Genomic DNA, 17,256 nt, shown 5'->3' with positions numbered 1-17,256 from the left:
GCAACTCTGGCAAACAACAGTCCGGTGCACGAAGGTGACAACAGCCGAGGGTGGTGCCGTGTCGGCGCAGCACCACCCTCGGCTGTTTCGTCACCCGGGGGATTCCCGCAGCCGCCGCTCACCGCTCGACGCGTGCTCGCTCCACCACCGCCGCCAGGTCGAGCCCGTGCGGCAGCGTCCCGAACGCCGCCCCCCAGTCCCCGCCCAGCCGCGAGGCGCAGAACGCGTCCGCGACCTCGGGCGGCGCCCAGCGCACCAGCAGCGACCCCTGCAGCACCAGCGCCATCCGCTCGACCAGCCGCCGCGCCCGTACCTCCACGGTCTCCAGATCGGCCAGCTCGGTCAGCATCGCCTTGATGGCGCCGTCCAGCCGGTGGTCGGCGCCCCGCGCCCGCCCGACCTCCTGCAGGAACGCGTCCAGGGCCCGCGGCTCCCGCTGCAGCGCCCGCACCACGTCCAGGGCCTGTACGTTGCCCGACCCCTCCCAGATCGAGTTGAGCGGCGACTCCCGCAGCAGCCGGGGCATCCCGGACTCCTCGACGTAGCCGTTCCCGCCCAGGCACTCCAGGGCCTCGGCCGTCATCGGCGTGCACCGCTTGGTGACCCAGTACTTGGCCGTGGGCACCGCGAGCCGCAGCAGCGCCCGGTCGGCCTCGCCGTCGGAGTCGTACGCCGCGGCCAGCCGCATCGCCAGTACCGTCGCCGCCTCCGACTCCAGCGCCAGATCGGCCAGTACGTTCCGCATCAGCGGCTTGTCGATGAGCAGTCCGCCGAACGCGCTGCGGTGCGCGGCATGGTGGACCGCCTGGGCGACGGCCTGGCGCATCAGCGCCGCGGAGCCGAGCACGCAGTCGAGCCGCGTCGCCGCGACCATCTCGATGATGGTGCGCACCCCGCGCCCCTCGTCGCCGACCCGGCGCGCCCAGGTGGCGTCGAACTCGACCTCGCTCGACGCGTTCGACCGGTTGCCCAGCTTGTCCTTGAGTCGCTGGATCGCGAAGACGTTCCGTGAGCCGTCGTCCAGCACCCGCGGCACGAGGAAGCACGTCAGACCCCCGGGGGCCTGTGCGAGCACCAGGAAGCCGTCGCTCATCGGTGCCGAGCAGAACCACTTGTGTCCGGTCAGCGCGTACTCGCCGGCCGCGGCCAGCGGCACCGCCCGGGTCGTGTTGGCCCGTACGTCGCTGCCGCCCTGCTTCTCCGTCATGCCCATTCCGAACAGGACACCGGTCTTCCGGGCCGGCGGCCGCAGCCCCTGGTCGTACACCTGTGAGGTGAGCAGGGGCTCCCACACGTCCGCGAGCGCCGGGTCCGTGCGCAGTGCGGGCACCGCCGCGTGCGTCATCGACACCGGGCAGCCGTGCCCCGCCTCCACCTGCGACCACACCAGGAACCCGGCCCCGCGCCGCACATGCCCCCCGGGCCTGCCCCAGGCGTTCGTCAGCCCCGAGGTGACCGCCTTGCCCAGCAGCCGGTGCCAGGCCGGATGGAAGTCCACCTCGTCGATGCGGTTGCCGTACCGGTCGTGCGTGCGAAGCACCGGGGGATTCTCGTTGGCCTGCACGCCCCACTGCTGGGCCTGGGCCGAGCCGGCCGCACGGCCCAGCTGCGACAGCTCCTCACGCGCGGTGTCGAGGAGTTCGGGCGGAAGATGACGTTCCACCGCCTCGGCGAGCGCCCGGTCCGCCGCGAAGACGTCATACCCCACCAGGGGCGGGGGCTGGTTGGTCACTGTGTGGGTGCTGGTCGCCATGCCGATACGGTAAGGAGGTGCAGGCAGCAAATGAAACACCCGAGCGGCGCCCCTCCGGCCGTCTCCACCGGGTCCGGGTCCTCTACCGCAATGTCTCCAAGCGGAAGCTCGCCTGGCTGCTGCTGAAGGACACCGTGAATTCGTGCATCGAGTACCGGATCCTCGGACTCGCGGCGGAGGCGGCGTTTTTCACCCTGCTGTCCCTGCCGCCGCTGATGCTGGGCGTGCTGGGACTCCTCGGATACGTCGACAACTGGACGAGCACCACCACCGTCGCCTCCATCCAGGAGAACATCCTCGGTGCGGCCGGGACGGTCCTGTCCGACCGCGGCGTCAACGAGATCGCCAAACCCCTGCTGGAGGACGTCACCCGCGGCGGCAGGCCCGACGTCATCTCGCTCGGCTTCGCGATCGCCCTGTGGTCCGGATCGCGGGCCGTGAACGTCTTCATCGACACGATCACCGTGATGTACGGGCTCGACGGCCAGCGCGGCATCGTCGCCACCCGGCTGCTGGCGTTCCTGCTCTACATCATCGCGCTGCTGATCGGCGCGGTCGTGCTGCCGCTGGCGGTCGTGGGTCCCGACCGCCTCGTCGAACTCGTCCCGTTCGGCACGGAAGTCGTCAGCATCCTGTACTGGCCGGTGGTGATCCTGCTGTCCATCGCCTTCCTCACCACGCTCTACCACGTGTCCGTGCCGGTCCGCTCCCCGTGGGTCGAGGACATCCCGGGCGCGCTGGTCGCCCTCGCGATGTGGGTGCTCGGCAGCTTCCTGCTGCGGATCTACCTCACCAGCACCGTCGAGGGCCCCACCATCTACGGCTCGCTCGCCGCTCCCATCGCCGTACTGCTGTGGATCGGCATCTCCGCCTTCGCGGTCCTGGTCGGCGCCGCGGTCAACGCCGCCATCGACCGCGTCTGGCCGTCCGTCGCCACGGCCGCCGCCCGTGCCGCCAACGAGCGCGTCCGCGCCGCCCACGCCGCCGAGCTGGTGGCGCGGGCCCGGCTGGCGGAGGGGGAGAGCGAGGACTCGGACGAGGGCGAGGGCGGGTGGGGCGGGGACATGCCGTCGGAGTTCCCCGAGCGCTGGTCGAAGTTCCTGCCCCCGGACGACGTGAGGTCCCGGCTGCACACCGGGCGGGACAACCGGGAAAAGGAATAGCCGAAGACGGCGTGGAGCGTCCGGGGCGTGTTCCGGCGCAGGCCGGAGCGGGCCGAGTCAGGCCGGATCATGGGCCGGATCGGGCCGAGTCAGGGCGGATCGGGGAGGCGGGCCCTAGCCTCGGAAGGGTGTATGCGGAGAGGCCGTCGCGGCTCGACGGGGCCGTCGTCTGGAGCCGCCTGGAGTCCGGCCCCGGGCCGGTCATGCCCGTGCTGCCCGACGGGTGCATGGACCTGCTGTGGACCGACGGGCGGCTGCTCGTCGCCGGTCCTGACACCCACGCGCAGACCCCGGGCGACGGCCCGGCCGCCCGGTACGCGGGCGTGCGGTTCGCGCCCGGCGCCGCGCCCGCCTTCTTCGGCGTGCCGGCGCACGAGCTGCGCGACCTGCGCGTCGACCTCACGGACCTGTGGCCCGCGCAGGACGTACGGCGGCTGGCGGAACGCATCACGGACGCGCCGGACCCGGTGACGGAGCTGGAGGCCGTGGCGCTGCGGCACGCCGTCGACAGGCCACCGCCCGACCCGCTGCTGCGCGCCGTCGTCGACGGGCTGAACGCCGGGCGGAGCGTCGCCGCGACCGCCGATGCCGTGGGGCTGGGCGCGCGTCAGCTGCATCGCAGATCACTGGACGCCTTCGGGTACGGGCCCAAGACGCTCGCCCGGGTGCTGCGGCTGCAGCGGGCGCTGGCGCACGTACGGGCCGGAGTGCCCTACGCGCAGGCCGCGCTCGCCGCCGGCTGCGCCGACCAGGCGCACCTCGCACGGGAGATGCGGGATCTGACCGGGCTCACGCTCGGCGCCTATGCCGCGTTGGCGAACAGCGAGACGCCGGAGCCGTCCGGGTCGAGCACGATCGCGTAGCGCTGCCCCCAGAAGGCGTCCCAGGGCTTGAGGTGGCCGCGATGGCCTGCCGCGACGAGGTCCTCGTACAACCTGTCCACCTCGGCGGGGCTGTCGCAGAGGAAGGCGAGCCCGACGCGGTCACCGCCCTCGGGCCTGGTCCAGCCGGGATCGAAGGACCTGATGGTCTCCTCGGTGTCCCAGAGCACGCGCAGCCCGCTCGGCAGCGTCGCCTCGGCGTGCGGCGCGGAGTCGGCCTCGGCGGGGATGTCCAGTCCGAGGCGCCGGTAGAAGGCGAGAGAGGCGGCCATGTCGGCGACGACCAGGCCGACGGCATCGAGTCGTGGAGTCATGCCCTCACCGTAGGAAAGGTGCCGGCGGCCGGTCTTGTACGAATCGGACCTGTGGGCAGGCCTGCGCAGCGGACGTCGTGCACTGCCGAGTCATACGGTACGGGCCGGGCCCGAGTCCTCCAGGGCCGTACGCCGTCACGGTTTCGTAAGCGGCCCGGGGCACCGTCGCCGGGCGCGGCGGACGACACTGGGCCCATGCAGAACATCCTGGTCGTCGACGACGATCCCACCGTCGCCGAAGTCGTCACCGGCTATCTGGAACGCGCCGGTTTCGCCGTGCACCGTGCGGCCGACGGGCCCCAGGCCCTGCGGGCGGCGGGGGAGCGATGGCCGGACCTGGTCGTCCTGGATCTGATGCTGCCCGGCATGGACGGACTGGAGGTCTGCCACCGGCTCCGCGGCCAGGGCGAGGTGCCGGTCATCATGCTCACCGCGCGCGGTGACGAGGACGACCGGATCCTGGGGCTCGAAGTAGGCGCGGACGACTACGTCACCAAGCCGTTCAGTCCGCGCGAGCTGGTGCTGCGGGTCGAGTGCGTACTGCGCCGCAGCCGGGCGGCGGCCGCCGTGGGAGAGTCCGCCGGCGGTGGCGCGGTGCTCAGCAGCGCGGGCATCACGCTGGACCCGGCCGCCCGACGTGCGGTGAAGGACGGGCAGGAACTGGCCCTGACACTACGGGAGTTCGACCTCCTCGCCCATCTGATGCGCCATCCCGGGCAGGCCATCGGCCGGGAGCGGCTGATGCACGAGGTGTGGGGCTGGGAGTTCGGTGATCTGTCAACGGTCACCGTCCATGTCCGGCGGTTGCGCGGCAAGATCGAGGACGATCCGGCCCGGCCGCGGCTCATCCAGACGGTGTGGGGCGTCGGTTACCGCTTCGACGTACCGCGCGGCCTCGACGTACCACGCGGCTTCGACGTACCACGCGGCTTCGACGTACCGCGCGGCGAAGGACGCCCCGGTGAGGCCGGGTCCGGGTCCGGCGGCGGAACGGAAGGGGATGGTCCGCGTGCGTGACTTCTTCCTCATCGCGCTCTTCTCGTTCCTGGGCGCGGCCGCTGCGGGACTGCTCGGCGCCGTCGTCCTGCGCCTGTTGCGGCACCGGTCGGTCGCCGTGTCGCTGACCGTCGTCGCCTCGGTGACCGTGCTCGCGATGCTGGCCGGTACCCTCGCGGTCGCCCAGGCGATGTTCCTGTCCACGCACGACCTCACCGTCGTCACGACGGTCGTCGCCATGGCCGCCGTCGTGTCCCTCGCGACCGCGCTGCTGCTCGGCCGCTGGGTGGTGGCGCGAAGCCGGGAACTGGCCCTCGCGGCCCGTACGTTCGGCGAGGCGGGAAGCTTTGCCGCGCCCGGCAGCGCCGCGACGGCCGAGCTCGCCGAGCTGAGCAGGGAGCTCGAGGCGACCAGCGCCAAGCTGGCCGTGTCACGGGAGCGGGAGCGGGCGCTGGAGACCTCCCGCAGGGAGCTCGTCGCCTGGATCTCGCACGATCTGCGCACCCCGCTTGCCGGGCTGCGCGCGATGTCCGAGGCGCTGGAGGACGGGGTCGTGCAGGACCCCGAACGGTACTTCAAGCAGATCCGCACCGAGGTCGACCGGCTCAACGGCATGGTCGGGGACCTCTTCGAGCTCTCCCGCATCCACGCCGGGGCGCTCGCGCTCACGCCGACGCGGATGTCCGTGTACGACCTCGTCGGCGAGGCCATCGCTGGTGCCGACCCGCTCGCGCGCGAGCACGGGGTGCGGCTGGTCGGGGACCGGGTGGAGCGGGTTCCGGTCGAGGTGGACGGCAAGGAGATGACGCGTGTACTGGCAAATCTGCTGGTCAACGCGATCCGCCGGACACCGGCCGACGGGACGGTCGCGGTCGCCGCCGAGCGCCGCGAGGACTCCGTCGTGCTGTCGGTGACCGACGGCTGCGGCGGCATCCCGGAGGAGGACCTCCCCAGGGTCTTCGACACCGGCTGGCGCGGCAGCCAGGCCAGGACCCCTCCGGCGGGCGCAGGGCTCGGCCTCGCGATCGTCCGGGGCATCGTCGAGGCGCACGAGGGGCGCGCCGATGTGCGCAATGTGACCGGTGGCTGCCGCTTCGAGGTGACGCTGCCGACGGCACGCTGACGTCACGTCTGCAAGGTCACATCCGCCGGGTCACATCCGCAAGCTCACATCGGCAGGATCACGTCCGCAGGGTCAAGTCCGCAAGGTCACATCGGCAAGGTCACGTCCGCAGGGTCGCGTCCGCAAGGTCACATCCAGTGGTCGGGGCCCGGGTCGCCGCCCTCCGCGCGGACCGTGAGACGGCGGGTGTAGTGCGCCCAGCCCTCCTCGTGCGCGGCACAGGCCTCGCGCGTCGGCAGCCCGCTGTGCACCAGCCGGAGCAGGGTGCCGTCCTCGGTGGGTTCGAGGGTGATCTCCACGGTCGTGGACCCCTCGGGGACGTCCGTCATCCCGCCCTCGGCCCAGCCCCAGGTGAAGACGAGCCGCTTGGGCGGGTCGATCTCCAGGAAGCGGCCGGCGGCGACGTTGTCACCGGTGACCCGGGTGCGGTACGAGCCGTTCGGCGTGAACGAGAACTCACCGTCGCTGCCCATCCACGACAGCCACTTGTCGCGGTCGGTGAAGAAGCCGAAGACGGTCTCGGGCCGGGCGAGGATGTGCCGCTCCACGATGACGGCGGCGGGCTGCGCGGATCCGTCGGGCTGCGGCTGTGCGGGCTGTGCGGTCATGTCTCTTCGTTCCGTTCGGCCTCTTCCGCCTTCTCCGCTTCCTCGGCGAGGCGGGCGAGGGTGTCGAGCTTGCTGCTCCACATGGCCTGGAGGTACTCGGCGAGCGGGCCCAGCGCTTCCCGGTCGGCCCGGTAGTAGCGCTTCGTCCCGTCCTTGCGCTGCGTAACGAGCCCGGCGTCGCGCAGCACCTTCAGGTGCTGGGAGACGGCGCCGAAGGTGACGTCGAACCGGGCCGCGATGTCGCCGGCGGGCAGCTCGTCGTCCCAGACCAGCCGCAGAATCTCGCGCCGCCTGGGCTCGGCGATGACCTGTACCGCGTCCATGTCCCGAATTTTAGTCCACGCTGCAGTTTGCTTCCCTGGCGAGCTTATTTTAGTCTCGACTAAAACATCAACAGCCGGCGCAGAAACCACCGCATGCAGAAACCCCCCACCACAGGAGCACTCCATGGCCGACATCGCACTCATCTACTCCGTCAAGGCCGACGCGGACACCGTCTACCGCGCCGTCTCCACCGCCGACGGCATCGCCGGCTGGTTCACCGACGGGGCCGAGGTGGACGGCGACATCCAGCGCCTGACCTTCCCGGGGCAGCCCGCCCCTTGGGAGTGGCGTGTCACCGGCGCCGACGCCGGCCGCCGCCTCACGCTGAAGGTCCTCGCCGGCCCGGAGGACTGGGTCGGCACCGAGGTCGTCTATGCGATCGAGTCCACCGAGGAGGGCAGCCTGCTGCGCTTCGACCACAACGGCTTCCCCGCCGCCGACGACCACTTCCGCCACACGGCGGCGACGTGGGCCGGGCTCTTCCCCGTGCTGCAGAAGTACGCCGAGACGGGCGCGCCCACGCCCTTCTTCATCAACTGACCGACTCTCAAAAGGACTTGGAGTACCCATGCCGACTCGGATGCACGCCCCCATGCACGAACTCGCCACCGCCGTCGCGGAGACCGCCCGCGCCGTGCGCCCCGATCAGCTCGGTGACCGCACCCCCTGCGAGAAGTTCACCGTCGCCGAGCTCCTCGGCCACCTCGGCGCGGCCCTCGCGGACTCCGAGCGCGCAGCCCGCAGGCAGCCCCGCCCAAAGGACGGCCAGCCGTCCGTCTCCTACGCGCCGGAGGACGTCGCCGCTGTGGCGCTGGGCGCCACGGCGGCATGGGCGGACCCGGCCGCGTACGAGGGCACGACGGTGTTCGGCCCCGGTGAGATGCCGGCCGAGTTCGCGGCCGCCATCACTCTGGAGGAACTGGCCCTGCACGGCTGGGACCTGGCCCGTGCCACGGGCCGCACGTTCCCCGTCGGCGCCGGGACCCAGCAGGCTGTGCTCGGCATCGTCGAGCAGATCGCCGAGCAGGCCCGCAGCAACGGCGGCTACGGCCCGCCGCGCGTAGCCCCCGCCGACGCCTCCCCGTTCGACCACGCCCTGGCGACCAGCGGCCGCGACCCGCACTGGGCCTGACAGCGCCTACGGCCCGGCGCCCACGGCCACACGACCGCGCCGCCCGCACCAGCCTCCCGGCACCGGTGCGGAGCGGCGCGCGCTCATGTCGTCGGACCCTGTTCGCCGGGGCCATCGACGGTCTGGCCACCTCGCGGCGTGGCCCCGGGCAAGGAGGGGCCGGGGCCACGCCCGCGGTCACAGACCGTGGCGCCGGTCCCCGAGCGCGAGTTCGCAGACCTCCCGTTCCCTCTGAGGCGAGAACACATCGCGGCGGGCGGCCACCGCGCGCCGGGTCTCCTCGGCGATCAGGTCGGCGTTGATCGCCGCCGCCGCTCGCACCCCCGCGGCCGCGGCGCCGACGACCGTGTCGGACAGGTTGGTGACATTGCCGGCCACCCACACGCCGGGGACCTCGGTGGCGCCGGTCGCGCCGGCGGTGATGTGGCTGCCCATCACCTGTCCGAACATCTCCAGCTCCGTGGTCCGCAGCCCGAGGCCGCTCAGCACGCCGGCGCGCGCGGCGAAGCGCGGGGCCACCACCAGGGCCTGTGCGGGGATCAGCCGGCCGTCGGCCAGCGCCACGCCGGTCAGCCGTGCACCGGTCAGGTCCAGGCCGGTCACCTCGCCGCTGACCACGGAGATGCCGCGGGCACCCAGCTGCTCGTACTCCTCGTCGCCGGGTTCGGGAGCGGTATGCAGGAAGAGGGTGATGCGGTCGCTCCACTGCCGCCACAGCAGTGCCTGGTGCACCCCCGCGGGGCCGGTGGCGAGGACGCCGATCGCCTGGTCGCGGACCTCCCAGCCGTGGCAGTACGGGCAGTGCAGGACGTCACGTCCCCACAGCTCGGCCAGACCGGGCACCTTGGGCAGCTCGTCGACCAGGCCGCTCGTCACCAGCAGACGGCGGGCCAGGTCCGTCCGCCCGTCCTCCCGTACGACACGGAAGCATCCGCCCTCGATGCGCTCGGCCGTGACGACGCTGCCGGTCACGATCTCGCCGCCGTAGCCGGTCACCTCCTCGCGGCCCGCGGCCAGAAGCGTCAGCGGCGGAGCTCCGTCCCGGGTCAGATAGTTATGGGAGTGGGCGGCCGGGGCGTTGCGCGGACTGCCCGCGTCGATCACCAGGACCGAGCGGCGCGCACGGGCCAGGGTCAGCGCCCCGCTCAGTCCTGCGGCTCCGCCGCCGACGACCACGACGTCATGGATCCGGACCGGGTGCTCCGGGTGCCCCGATTCCTCCGGCTGTACTGGTTGCACTGTCATGTGACGTACCTCCTTCACGGAGACAGTGCTGCCGTGCCCCGGAATCCGGCAAATGTTCTTGCCGAAACGGCAAGGCAATCAGAGTGCGCTGTACACGGCCTCGACCAATGCCATCTTGCGCGGGTCGTCGGCGATGTGCGGGCCCATGCGGTTCATGACGTATCCCATCGACAGGCCCGCCCCGCCCGCCTCCGGGTCCGCGAGGCCGCAGGACCCGCCGTAGCCGTCGTGGCCGAACGCGCGCGGATTGGGGCCGTACGAGCGGTTCGGGCCGCTCAGCCACAGGCCGAGGGCCACTTCGGTGTCGTGTGAGAAACCCGCCCCGAGGACGAGGTCCCGGCACGCGCCCTGACCCTCCCGGACCCGCTCCGCGGCTTCGGGGGAGAGCACCCGGTGCTCGCCGACGAGGCCGCCCGACGCGAAGATCCCGTACAGCGCGGCAACCGCCCTGGCCGTGCCGTGCCCGTTGGCGGCCGGGATCTCGGCGGCCCGCCACTGCGCCGTATTCGCTTCCGCCGCGCTCACGGCCGGGTTGATCAGCGCCGCGAGCGCCGCAGGCTCCAACTGGGCGAAGACCGCGGCCTGTTCGCTGTCGCCGGCGGCCGGGGGATGCACCAGCTCGGCGGCGCGGTCCGCCTCCTTCTCCGGGAGACCGATCGTGAAGTCGATGCCGTACCGTCCGGTCACCTCCTGGTGCAGGAACTCACCCGGGAGCAGGCCCGTGATGCGCCGCACCACCTCACCGACCAGAAAGCCGTATGTCATCGCGTGGTACCCGGACCGTGTGCCGGGCTCCCACCACGGCTCCGTCGCGGCCAGCCTGGCGGTGGTCAGTTCCCAGTCGTACAGCTCGGCGACCGAGTGCGGCTCGCGCAGTCCGGCCAGGCCCGCGCGGTGCGAGAGGAGATGCCGTACGAGAACGGCCTCCTTGCCCGCCGCGGCGAACTCCGGCCAGTACGTGGCGACCGGGGCGTCCAGGTCGAGCAGTCCGCGGTCGGCGAGGAGGTGCGCGCACAGCGCGGTCGGACCTTTGGTCGTCGACCACACGTTGACCACGGTGTCCCGCTCCCAGGGCCTGGTCCGTGCCCCGTCCGCCCAGCCGCCCCACAGGTCGACGACGGTTTCACCGCCGGCCATGACGGTGACCGCGGCGCCCAGTTCGCCGCGCTCGCGGAAGTTCTCCTCGAAGGCGGCGCGCACCGCGGAGAACCGCTCGTCGCAGTGACCCTCGATGAGTGGAACAACTGGTCGGTCCATGGCTCCTCCGTACGTCCCGGCGATGCCCAAGAACGTACCGACTGGTCGGACCGCCGTGAAGGTCTGTGCAGCGGCAGGCTGACGCTTGTCCAGCCCCTGCACCACGACCCGCGTGGCACGTGTTCCGCAGGGTTGTGCTGACCGGATATTCGGTAGCAGCGGTCCGCGCTCGCCGCGGCCACGAGTTCCCAACAGGGACGCACGTGCGTCGGGAGGTTCAACCAGCCGTCGATCAACGTTGAGAAGTCGCCTGCAAGCAGACGCTTCGGTCAGTGATCCAGCCGTGCCGGAAGAACCGGACCCGACGCACCCTACGCAGCCCCCGAAGATCCCGGAGGGCCATCTCCAAAGCTAAATGTCAGTGCCATGGGGCAGGGTGGACGGTGCCCCGTCGTATGCAGAGGAGAGGAAGGCCGACCGATGAGTGTCACCGCCCTGATGACGTACCGCGAACGAGCCGCCGCCCAGGCCTATCTGCGCCTGCTCGGCGCCGTCCGCGCCTCCCTGGCCACGCCTCCCGGCGCGGCCCCGCCCCCCGTCGTCCTCACCGCTCCCATGGCGGAGGCCGACCAGGCGCTGGCGGAGGCGGGCTTCGCGGGCAACGAGGCGGAGCTCTTCGACCTGGTGACGGAGCTTCACTCCGCCGGTGTCACGCGTCGTGGCGCAGGGGCGTGAGCTGCTCGATGTCGTAGCGGGCCCGCAGTTCCGCGATCGCCGCGTGGTCGGGCGGGCCGCCCGCTTCGAGGATCTCGACGAGTTCCTCGAAGTAGCGCTCGTGATCCGGGGGCGGGGACGCCTGGAAGAACATCCTGGCCGGTTCGCCGCTGCGGTTGGCGAAGGCGTGCGGACAGCCCGGGGGGACGACGAGGACCGTGCCCGGGCCCGCCCGCACCACGCGACGGCCCGTGGGGGACTCCCAGTGCCGCCAGTCGTCGCGGGTCCGTACGCGCGGCTCGAAGGCCAGGATGTCGAGCTCGCCTTCGAGCACGTAGAAGAGCTCCTCGCTGCGCGTGTGCACATGGGCGCCGACGTCGAAGCCCGGAGGCACCACGACTTCGAAACTGGACGAGACGCGCGAGTGCTCGCCCGTGACCTTGAACGTCACTTCCTGGGCCGGCGTGCGCAGCGTCCTGCCCTGCCCCTTCGGTACGACCAGACCCTCGGGGGACCCGGCGAGGACGGCCCCGTCCGGGGCGCTGATCTGTGCGGTCACCACGTCACCGGCAATCCCTCGGGACCGCGGATCAGCGCTCCGGGCCGCCAGCGGAGATCCTCGTCGGCGACGGCGAGGCGCAGTGCGGGGAAGCGGTCCAGCACGGCGGAGACGAGGAGTTCGGTCTCGAGCCGGGCGAGCAGGCCGCCCACGCAGTAGTGCGGGCCGTATCCGAACGCCACATGCGGGTTGGGGCTGCGCTCCAGCACGATCTCGTCCGGGTCGGTGAAGACGTCGGGGTCGCGGTTCGCGGCCAGGTACGAGACATGGACGGCCTCGCCCGCCTTGATGTCATGGCCCGAGACGGTCACGTCCTCCCTCGCGATCCGGCCGAGGCCGACGGCGTTGCGGTGCGGGATCCAGCGCAGCAGCTCGTCGATGCCCGAGGGCCGCAGCGCCGGCTCGGCCCGCAGCCGGGCCTGCAGTTCCGGGCGCGTGAGGAGGATGTAGACCATGTTCCCGGTGTTGTTGGTGACCGCCTCTCCGCCGATCTGGATGAGCAGCGCGAGACCGACCGCTTCCGGCTCCGTGACGTCGCCGTCCGCGACGGCCGTCGCGAGCAGCCCGATCACGTCCTCGCCGCCCGTGTCCCGCCGCTGCCGCAGCAGTTCGGCGAAGTACGCGCACATCTCCGTCTTCGCCCGCTCGCTGCGCTCCACCCCCTGGGACGAGGAGAGGATCAGCGCGGTCCACTCGTGCATCCTCGGGTGGTCGGGCTCGGGGACGCCCATCAACTCGCAGACGACGGCCAGCGGGAACGGGGCGAGGATCCGTTCGGTCAGGTCGGCCGGCGGTCCGTCGCGCAGGACGCCGTCGACGAGTTCGTCGAGCGTCTCCCGCGCCCGCCCGCGCAGCCGCTCGATGGCGCGGGTGGTGAAAGCGGGCGCGACGGCCCGGCGGAGCCGGGTGTGGTCCGGCGGGTCCTCGAAGCCGACGGCGCCCTCGGCGGGGATGAAGTGCGGGGCGAGCCGCGTGACATCGTGCTCCACGACCGCCTTGCGGCTGAAGCGCGGATCGTTCGTCACCAGCCGCACGTCGTCGTAGCGGGTCGCGAGCCAGGCCCAGCCCTTCCCGTTGGGGAGTCTGACGCGGGAGATCGGGCCGTCCCGCATCAACTGGGCGAGTACGGGATCGAAGTCGACGCCGGCAAGATCCTGGGCGGGCCAGAAGCGGACCGGGGGGCGGGGGGTCGCCGTGGCCGTGGTCGTCGTCTCGTTCCGCATGGTTCAGGTCCTCCTCGCGAGCTTCGCGTCGAAGGGCCGGCGGCCGTCGGGTATGGTCCAGCGGCCCAGCGACATCTCGGCGGTGATGCCGGGGCCGAAACCGGCGAGGATGCCGCACGCCGCGTCCTCCGTGCCGCCCTCCTCGAACAGCCTGCGCAGGGCGTCCAGGACGACGGCGCTGGCTATGTTGCCGTACTCGGTGAGCGTGGCCCGGCTGAAGCGGAAGGCCTCGGGCTGCACTCCGAGGAACATGCTGAGGTCGTCCAGGATCCGCGGACCGCCCGCGTGGATGATGTAGAAGTCCAGCGAGGTGGCGTCCCAGCCGTGGTCGGCGGCGAGTTCCTTGAGGGCCGGAGCGAGTGGCTCCATCGTGCCGGGCACGCGCTTGTCCAGCTTGAAGTGGAAGCCGGTGGCGCGGACGTCGTAGGCGATCCAGTCCTCGGTGTGCGGGACCAGGTACGAGCCGTTGCGCTCAAGGCCGACGCCGAGACCGCCGCGCCCGCGTACGACCGCCGCCGCCACGCCGTCGCCGAACAGGCCGTTGGAGAGCAGATTGCCGACGTTCACATCGGTCGGCTGGTAGCACAGCGAGCAGAATTCGCAGGCGACTATGAGGGCGTTCGCCTCCGGGTAGGCGGTGCAGAAGTCGTGCGCCCGGTTGATCGCGGCACCGCCGGCCGCGCATCCGAGCTGGGCGATCGGCACCTGGACGACGTCGGTGCGGAAGTCCATGGTGTTGATCAGCCATGCCGTGAGTGACGGCATCATGAAACCCGTGCACGAGACGAAGAAGATCACGTCTATGTCCGTCGTGCGGAGCTCGGCGTCCTCCAGCGCTCTGAGGATGACGGTGGGCACGCGAGCCTTGGCCTCTGCTTCGTAGACCGCGTTGCGCTCCTCGAAGCCGGGGTGCTGCAGCGTTTCCTCGATGGGGCGCAACAAGTGCCGCTTCTCCACGCCGGTGTTCCGGATCAGTCGCAGCGCCAGCTCCAGTTGCGGGTGGTCCGCGTGGACGGACCGCGCCAGATCAAGGGTCTGTTCCATGGTGATGACGTGCTCGGGCACGTACACCGCGGGTTTGCACAGAGTGGCCATGCCATGCCGCCCTTCTCTCGCGTTCCCTCAAAGGATCTGCGACGGAAGGCCGTTGCGCGCGCCGGGGAAGGCGCTTCCCGCTGCGCCGAACGGGTGATGCGACGGCCCGGCCGGGCCGGATGGACCGCCGATCGGGAAGGGATGGGTTCCTGAAGGGGGCCGTAAGCGCTCACCAGGCACGATCCGTGATCGTGCGTGAGCACAATCCGGGAGATGAACCCGATGACGTCAGAACCCGAGACGGAGGCCGTTCCCGGGCCCGGCCACGGGACCTTTGCCGGGCCGAGGACATCGACGGGAGCCGATGGCTGTCCCGTGACCGGTGCCGGGTCGCCGACGGAAGGCCCGCACGACGGGCGCTCGCATGACGTGTCACACGACTCACACGACGGGGCACGCGCGCCGTCAGGTGCGTCACGTCACGACGGACACGCCGACGGGCACGCCGACGGGCACGCCGACGCGCACGACGAGGGAACCGTCCACGACTGGACCCTCGAGGACTTCCGGGCCCTGGACTTCGACCCCTTCCTGGTCACGCTCCTCCGCGACGAGCCGGTGGCCCGCATCCGGCTGCCCTTCGGCGAGGGCAGTGCCTGGCTCGTGACGCGGTACGAGGACGTCAAGCAGGTCTCGTCGGACCCCCGGCTCAGCCGCAAGGCCCTTGCGGACCGCGAGGTGACGAGCGGCTCGCCGCACGCCATCGCCGCGAAGCACGCCGCCCTCAACTACGCGGACCCACCGCACCACACCACACTGCGCCGGGTGGTCGCCCGGGCCTTCACGGGCAGGAGCATGCAGCGGCTGCGGCCCATGGCCCAGCGGACCGCGGACGCCCTGCTGGACTACATGGAGAGGCAGGGGTCACCCGCGGACCTCATGAAGCATCTGCACGGGCCCTTCCCGCTCTCCGTCGTCAGCGATCTGCTGGGACTGCCGGAGGACGAGCGCGCGGAGATGACCTCCTGGGCGAACGTGATCATGACACCGCGCCCGTCCCCCTCCCGCAGCAAGGAGGCCAAGAACACCGTCCGCGACGTCGTCGTCGGGCTCATCGCCCGGCGGCGCGCCGAACCCCGCGACGACCTGGCCGGAGTGCTCACGGACGCGGTCGCGGCCGGCGAGATCAACGAGGACGAGGCGGTCTCGCTGGCCACGGCGATCCTGGTGAGCGGCGCCCATGCCGTGCGCAACAACAGCGCAAACATGGTGTACGCACTTCTCACCCATCCGGAGCACCTCGCGCGGCTGCGCGCCGCGCCAGAGCTGCTGCCGCACGCCGTCGACGAGCTGCTGCGCTACATCCCGCACCGCAACGGCGTGGGTCTGGCGCGCATCGCCACCGAGGACCTGGTGATCGGTGACGTGCGGATCAGGGCGGGCGAGGCGGTCTACTGCTCGTACCTCTCCGCGAACCGGGACCCGGACGTGTTCGGCGACCCGCACAGGCTCGACTTCGACCGCGGGCCCATCGCACATCTGTCGTTCGGGTTCGGGCCGCACCACTGCGTCGGTTCGATGCTGGCCCGCATGGAGTCCGAGATCATGCTCGCGACGCTCCTGGACCGCTGTCCGCGGCTCGCCCTCGCGGTGCCGCCCGGACGGATCGAGTGGGAGGAAGGCGCGCTGATCCGCGGGCCCAAGTCCCTTCCCGTCAGCTGGTGATGAGCCGTGCGGTGCGACGTGCGGATTGTGCACGGGAAACCCGACGACACCGAGCTGGCGGCCCTGCTGGCGGTGCTCACGGTGATCGCCTTCCGTCGTGAGGCGGCCCTGGCGGCCGCCTCCGAGCGCCGGACCCGCAGAGCCCACTGGGACCGGGCCTGGGGCGGTGGCTTCCAGCCCAGCACGTCCTGGCGGGTGCGGGACAAGGCGCTGGTGGCGTTCGACCCCGGAGCCCGCTGAGGACGTGGCCCCCAAGGGCGCGGCAGGGCAGGGGGCCGGATCGGACGTGCCCGGCCGGATCAGACGAGCAGCCGTAGCGAGGTGTCCGACACCCCGAGCCGGACCGTCTGGCCCCAGGTCAGTTCCAGCGCGTCGGACTCCATTCCGTCTCCGAAGGCGACCAGCCGGTCGGACTCGACGGTGAGCCGGAGCCGTTGCGTGTTCATGAGCGTGCCCTCCACCAGTGAGGTTCCGGTGGCGGGCGACGGCCATGCCTCGCGTACGTACCAGACGAGGCGCGGGTCGGCCGGTGCGGGCAGGGGCTGTCCGCCGCCCCTCTCTCGCCACAGCGACCGCAGCCAGCCGGTCGCCCCGGTCCCGGTGCCGACCAGGACGCCCGAGGACGCCTGGGCCTCGGCCCGCGCCTGGGCCTCCGAGGAGCGGCCCGGTCCCGGCGGGACCAGGTCCGGGCCGCCCGACGGGTCGAGCCCGAGCCGGTAGCGGGACGTCTGGTGGCCGGGCCTGCCGACGTAGATCTCGTTGAGCGCGACGAGGCGCTGGGTGTCGTCGGCGACGGCCTCCACCATGGTGAGCTCGTCCGCGGTGGCGCCGCCGTGGGCGACGGCGGCCCGCAGCAGCTTGGCGGTGTCCTCGACCCGGTGCCGCACGAGCACACCGGGATTGCGGCCGGGTTCGGTGTCGATGCCCACGACGGGCTGGCCCGCGAGGTACTTCGCCGTGTTGGCGACCAGCCCGTCCTGTCCCACCACGACCACCACGTCCTCGGGCGCGAACAGAAAGCGGTCGAGGTCCGCCCGCTCCACCCGGGTCTGCCGCCATCGAAGCGGTACGGCCGCCGCGACCTCGGCGAGCGCCCGCCGGGTTCGGTGATGCCGTTCGGCGACCTCCCGGATGCTGCGGCCGCGCGAGGACAGGAAGAACTCGGCCTGCCCGTGCGTGCCGTGCCGGGCGAGCAACTCCTCGTACTCGGTGGTGCGATGCACGAGCACCGCGCGCGGAGCCAGGCCCCCGCCCGGACTCATGG

The 17,256-nt window shown here is 71.9% G+C and carries 19 protein-coding genes; 9 read left to right on the top strand and 10 right to left on the bottom strand.

The window, feature by feature from the left end; all coding sequences use genetic code 11:
* Positions 1–118 precede the first annotated feature (118 nt).
* Positions 119–1,753: an acyl-CoA dehydrogenase family protein gene (locus ACFV9O_RS08290; protein WP_385413958.1), complete on the bottom strand. Its 1,635-nt coding sequence runs from the start codon at positions 1,751–1,753 to the stop codon at positions 119–121.
* A gap of 17 nt (positions 1,754–1,770) precedes the next feature.
* Between ACFV9O_RS08290 and ACFV9O_RS08285 the strand changes: the two genes are divergently transcribed.
* Positions 1,771–2,916: a YihY/virulence factor BrkB family protein gene (locus ACFV9O_RS08285; RefSeq protein WP_385413956.1), complete on the top strand. Its 1,146-nt coding sequence runs from the start codon at positions 1,771–1,773 to the stop codon at positions 2,914–2,916.
* Positions 2,917–3,044: 128 nt separating this feature from the next.
* A complete protein-coding gene (locus ACFV9O_RS08280; RefSeq protein WP_385413954.1) occupies positions 3,045–3,779 on the top strand; it encodes a helix-turn-helix domain-containing protein in 735 nt (244 codons plus the stop codon).
* Here the strand turns inward: ACFV9O_RS08280 and ACFV9O_RS08275 are convergent.
* The gene (locus tag ACFV9O_RS08275) at positions 3,719–4,111 is read right to left on the bottom strand and encodes a VOC family protein (protein WP_385413952.1); all 393 of its coding nucleotides are present in this window, start codon (positions 4,109–4,111) and stop codon (positions 3,719–3,721) included. The genes ACFV9O_RS08280 and ACFV9O_RS08275 overlap by 61 nt on opposite strands.
* 195 nt (positions 4,112–4,306) lie before the next feature.
* Between ACFV9O_RS08275 and ACFV9O_RS08270 the strand changes: the two genes are divergently transcribed.
* Together ACFV9O_RS08270 and ACFV9O_RS08265 are read left to right on the top strand one after the other, a co-directional pair.
* Entirely contained in the window at positions 4,307–5,128 is an 822-nt protein-coding gene (locus tag ACFV9O_RS08270; protein ID WP_385413950.1) for a response regulator transcription factor, read from the top strand.
* Entirely contained in the window at positions 5,121–6,230 is a 1,110-nt protein-coding gene (locus tag ACFV9O_RS08265) for a sensor histidine kinase (protein WP_385413947.1), read from the top strand. Before ACFV9O_RS08270 ends, ACFV9O_RS08265 begins: the two co-directional genes overlap by 8 nt.
* A 128-nt stretch (positions 6,231–6,358) precedes the next feature.
* On the opposite strand, the gene ACFV9O_RS08260 is transcribed toward ACFV9O_RS08265, so the two are convergent.
* Positions 6,359–6,838 carry an SRPBCC domain-containing protein gene (locus ACFV9O_RS08260; RefSeq protein WP_385413944.1) on the bottom strand — a complete coding sequence of 160 codons (480 nt, stop codon included), beginning with the start codon at positions 6,836–6,838 and terminating at the stop codon, positions 6,359–6,361.
* On the bottom strand, positions 6,835–7,161 hold the full coding sequence (locus ACFV9O_RS08255) for an ArsR/SmtB family transcription factor (RefSeq protein WP_385413942.1): 327 nt from the start codon (positions 7,159–7,161) through the stop codon (positions 6,835–6,837). The genes ACFV9O_RS08260 and ACFV9O_RS08255 overlap by 4 nt, the downstream gene beginning before the upstream one ends.
* Before the next feature lie 124 nt (positions 7,162–7,285).
* Here ACFV9O_RS08255 and ACFV9O_RS08250 point away from each other — a divergent pair, with 124 nt between their 5' ends.
* Together ACFV9O_RS08250 and ACFV9O_RS08245 are read left to right on the top strand one after the other, a co-directional pair.
* A complete protein-coding gene (locus tag ACFV9O_RS08250; RefSeq protein ID WP_385413940.1) occupies positions 7,286–7,702 on the top strand; it encodes an SRPBCC domain-containing protein in 417 nt (138 codons plus the stop codon).
* A gap of 28 nt (positions 7,703–7,730) precedes the next feature.
* A complete protein-coding gene (locus ACFV9O_RS08245) occupies positions 7,731–8,294 on the top strand; it encodes a TIGR03086 family metal-binding protein (protein WP_385413937.1) in 564 nt (187 codons plus the stop codon).
* Between the two features lie 177 nt (positions 8,295–8,471).
* On the opposite strand, the gene ACFV9O_RS08240 is transcribed toward ACFV9O_RS08245, so the two are convergent.
* Positions 8,472–9,539, bottom strand: coding sequence for an NAD(P)/FAD-dependent oxidoreductase (locus ACFV9O_RS08240; RefSeq protein WP_385413936.1), 1,068 nt, complete (start codon positions 9,537–9,539; stop codon positions 8,472–8,474).
* Positions 9,540–9,617: 78 nt separating this feature from the next.
* Positions 9,618–10,796 (bottom strand): serine hydrolase domain-containing protein, encoded by a 1,179-nt coding sequence (locus ACFV9O_RS08235; RefSeq protein WP_385413934.1) that lies wholly within the window; start codon positions 10,794–10,796, stop codon positions 9,618–9,620.
* Between the two features lie 420 nt (positions 10,797–11,216).
* Between ACFV9O_RS08235 and ACFV9O_RS08230 the strand changes: the two genes are divergently transcribed.
* Positions 11,217–11,471, top strand: a complete 255-nt coding sequence (locus ACFV9O_RS08230) for a hypothetical protein (protein WP_385413931.1) — start codon at positions 11,217–11,219, stop codon at positions 11,469–11,471.
* Here the strand turns inward: ACFV9O_RS08230 and ACFV9O_RS08225 are convergent.
* From ACFV9O_RS08225 to ACFV9O_RS08215, 3 genes are read right to left on the bottom strand one after another with little or no spacing between them, the layout of a single operon-like run.
* Positions 11,446–12,009: a cupin domain-containing protein gene (locus ACFV9O_RS08225; RefSeq protein WP_385413998.1), complete on the bottom strand. Its 564-nt coding sequence runs from the start codon at positions 12,007–12,009 to the stop codon at positions 11,446–11,448. The genes ACFV9O_RS08230 and ACFV9O_RS08225 overlap by 26 nt on opposite strands.
* Positions 12,006–13,232: a cytochrome P450 gene (locus ACFV9O_RS08220; RefSeq protein WP_385413928.1), complete on the bottom strand. Its 1,227-nt coding sequence runs from the start codon at positions 13,230–13,232 to the stop codon at positions 12,006–12,008. The genes ACFV9O_RS08225 and ACFV9O_RS08220 overlap by 4 nt, the downstream gene beginning before the upstream one ends.
* A 3-nt stretch (positions 13,233–13,235) precedes the next feature.
* Complete coding sequence (locus ACFV9O_RS08215) at positions 13,236–14,327, bottom strand: type III polyketide synthase (protein ID WP_385413925.1); 1,092 nt, start codon at positions 14,325–14,327, stop codon at positions 13,236–13,238.
* A gap of 513 nt (positions 14,328–14,840) precedes the next feature.
* Between ACFV9O_RS08215 and ACFV9O_RS08210 the strand changes: the two genes are divergently transcribed.
* The gene (locus ACFV9O_RS08210; protein WP_385413996.1) at positions 14,841–15,992 is read left to right on the top strand and encodes a cytochrome P450; all 1,152 of its coding nucleotides are present in this window, start codon (positions 14,841–14,843) and stop codon (positions 15,990–15,992) included.
* Between the two features lie 18 nt (positions 15,993–16,010).
* A complete protein-coding gene (locus tag ACFV9O_RS08205; RefSeq protein ID WP_385413924.1) occupies positions 16,011–16,232 on the top strand; it encodes an acyl-CoA carboxylase subunit epsilon in 222 nt (73 codons plus the stop codon).
* A 59-nt stretch (positions 16,233–16,291) separates the two neighbouring features.
* Here ACFV9O_RS08205 and ACFV9O_RS08200 read toward each other — a convergent pair whose 3' ends face one another.
* A complete protein-coding gene (locus ACFV9O_RS08200) occupies positions 16,292–17,254 on the bottom strand; it encodes a hypothetical protein (RefSeq protein ID WP_385413922.1) in 963 nt (320 codons plus the stop codon).
* Positions 17,255–17,256 lie beyond the last annotated feature (2 nt).

This window comes from Streptomyces sp. NPDC059909 (genome assembly GCF_042730885.1).
Taxonomy (GTDB): domain Bacteria; phylum Actinomycetota; class Actinomycetes; order Streptomycetales; family Streptomycetaceae; genus Streptomyces.
Note: the sequence above shows the minus strand (reverse complement) of the source record. Positions and strands in the feature narration are given on the sequence as shown.

Coding starts and splice junctions, on each gene's coding strand:
- ACFV9O_RS08270 (WP_385413950.1), top strand. CDS start 4,307: ATGCAGAACATCCTGGTCGTCGACGACGATCCCACCGTCGCCGAAGTC.
- ACFV9O_RS08235 (WP_385413934.1), bottom strand. CDS start 10,796: ATGGACCGACCAGTTGTTCCACTCATCGAGGGTCACTGCGACGAGCGG.
- ACFV9O_RS08245 (WP_385413937.1), top strand. CDS start 7,731: ATGCCGACTCGGATGCACGCCCCCATGCACGAACTCGCCACCGCCGTC.
- ACFV9O_RS08255 (WP_385413942.1), bottom strand. CDS start 7,161: ATGGACGCGGTACAGGTCATCGCCGAGCCCAGGCGGCGCGAGATTCTG.
- ACFV9O_RS08240 (WP_385413936.1), bottom strand. CDS start 9,539: ATGACAGTGCAACCAGTACAGCCGGAGGAATCGGGGCACCCGGAGCAC.
- ACFV9O_RS08200 (WP_385413922.1), bottom strand. CDS start 17,254: ATGAGTCCGGGCGGGGGCCTGGCTCCGCGCGCGGTGCTCGTGCATCGC.
- ACFV9O_RS08230 (WP_385413931.1), top strand. CDS start 11,217: ATGAGTGTCACCGCCCTGATGACGTACCGCGAACGAGCCGCCGCCCAG.
- ACFV9O_RS08260 (WP_385413944.1), bottom strand. CDS start 6,838: ATGACCGCACAGCCCGCACAGCCGCAGCCCGACGGATCCGCGCAGCCC.
- ACFV9O_RS08275 (WP_385413952.1), bottom strand. CDS start 4,111: ATGACTCCACGACTCGATGCCGTCGGCCTGGTCGTCGCCGACATGGCC.
- ACFV9O_RS08290 (WP_385413958.1), bottom strand. CDS start 1,753: ATGGCGACCAGCACCCACACAGTGACCAACCAGCCCCCGCCCCTGGTG.
- ACFV9O_RS08215 (WP_385413925.1), bottom strand. CDS start 14,327: ATGGCCACTCTGTGCAAACCCGCGGTGTACGTGCCCGAGCACGTCATC.
- ACFV9O_RS08250 (WP_385413940.1), top strand. CDS start 7,286: ATGGCCGACATCGCACTCATCTACTCCGTCAAGGCCGACGCGGACACC.
- ACFV9O_RS08220 (WP_385413928.1), bottom strand. CDS start 13,232: ATGCGGAACGAGACGACGACCACGGCCACGGCGACCCCCCGCCCCCCG.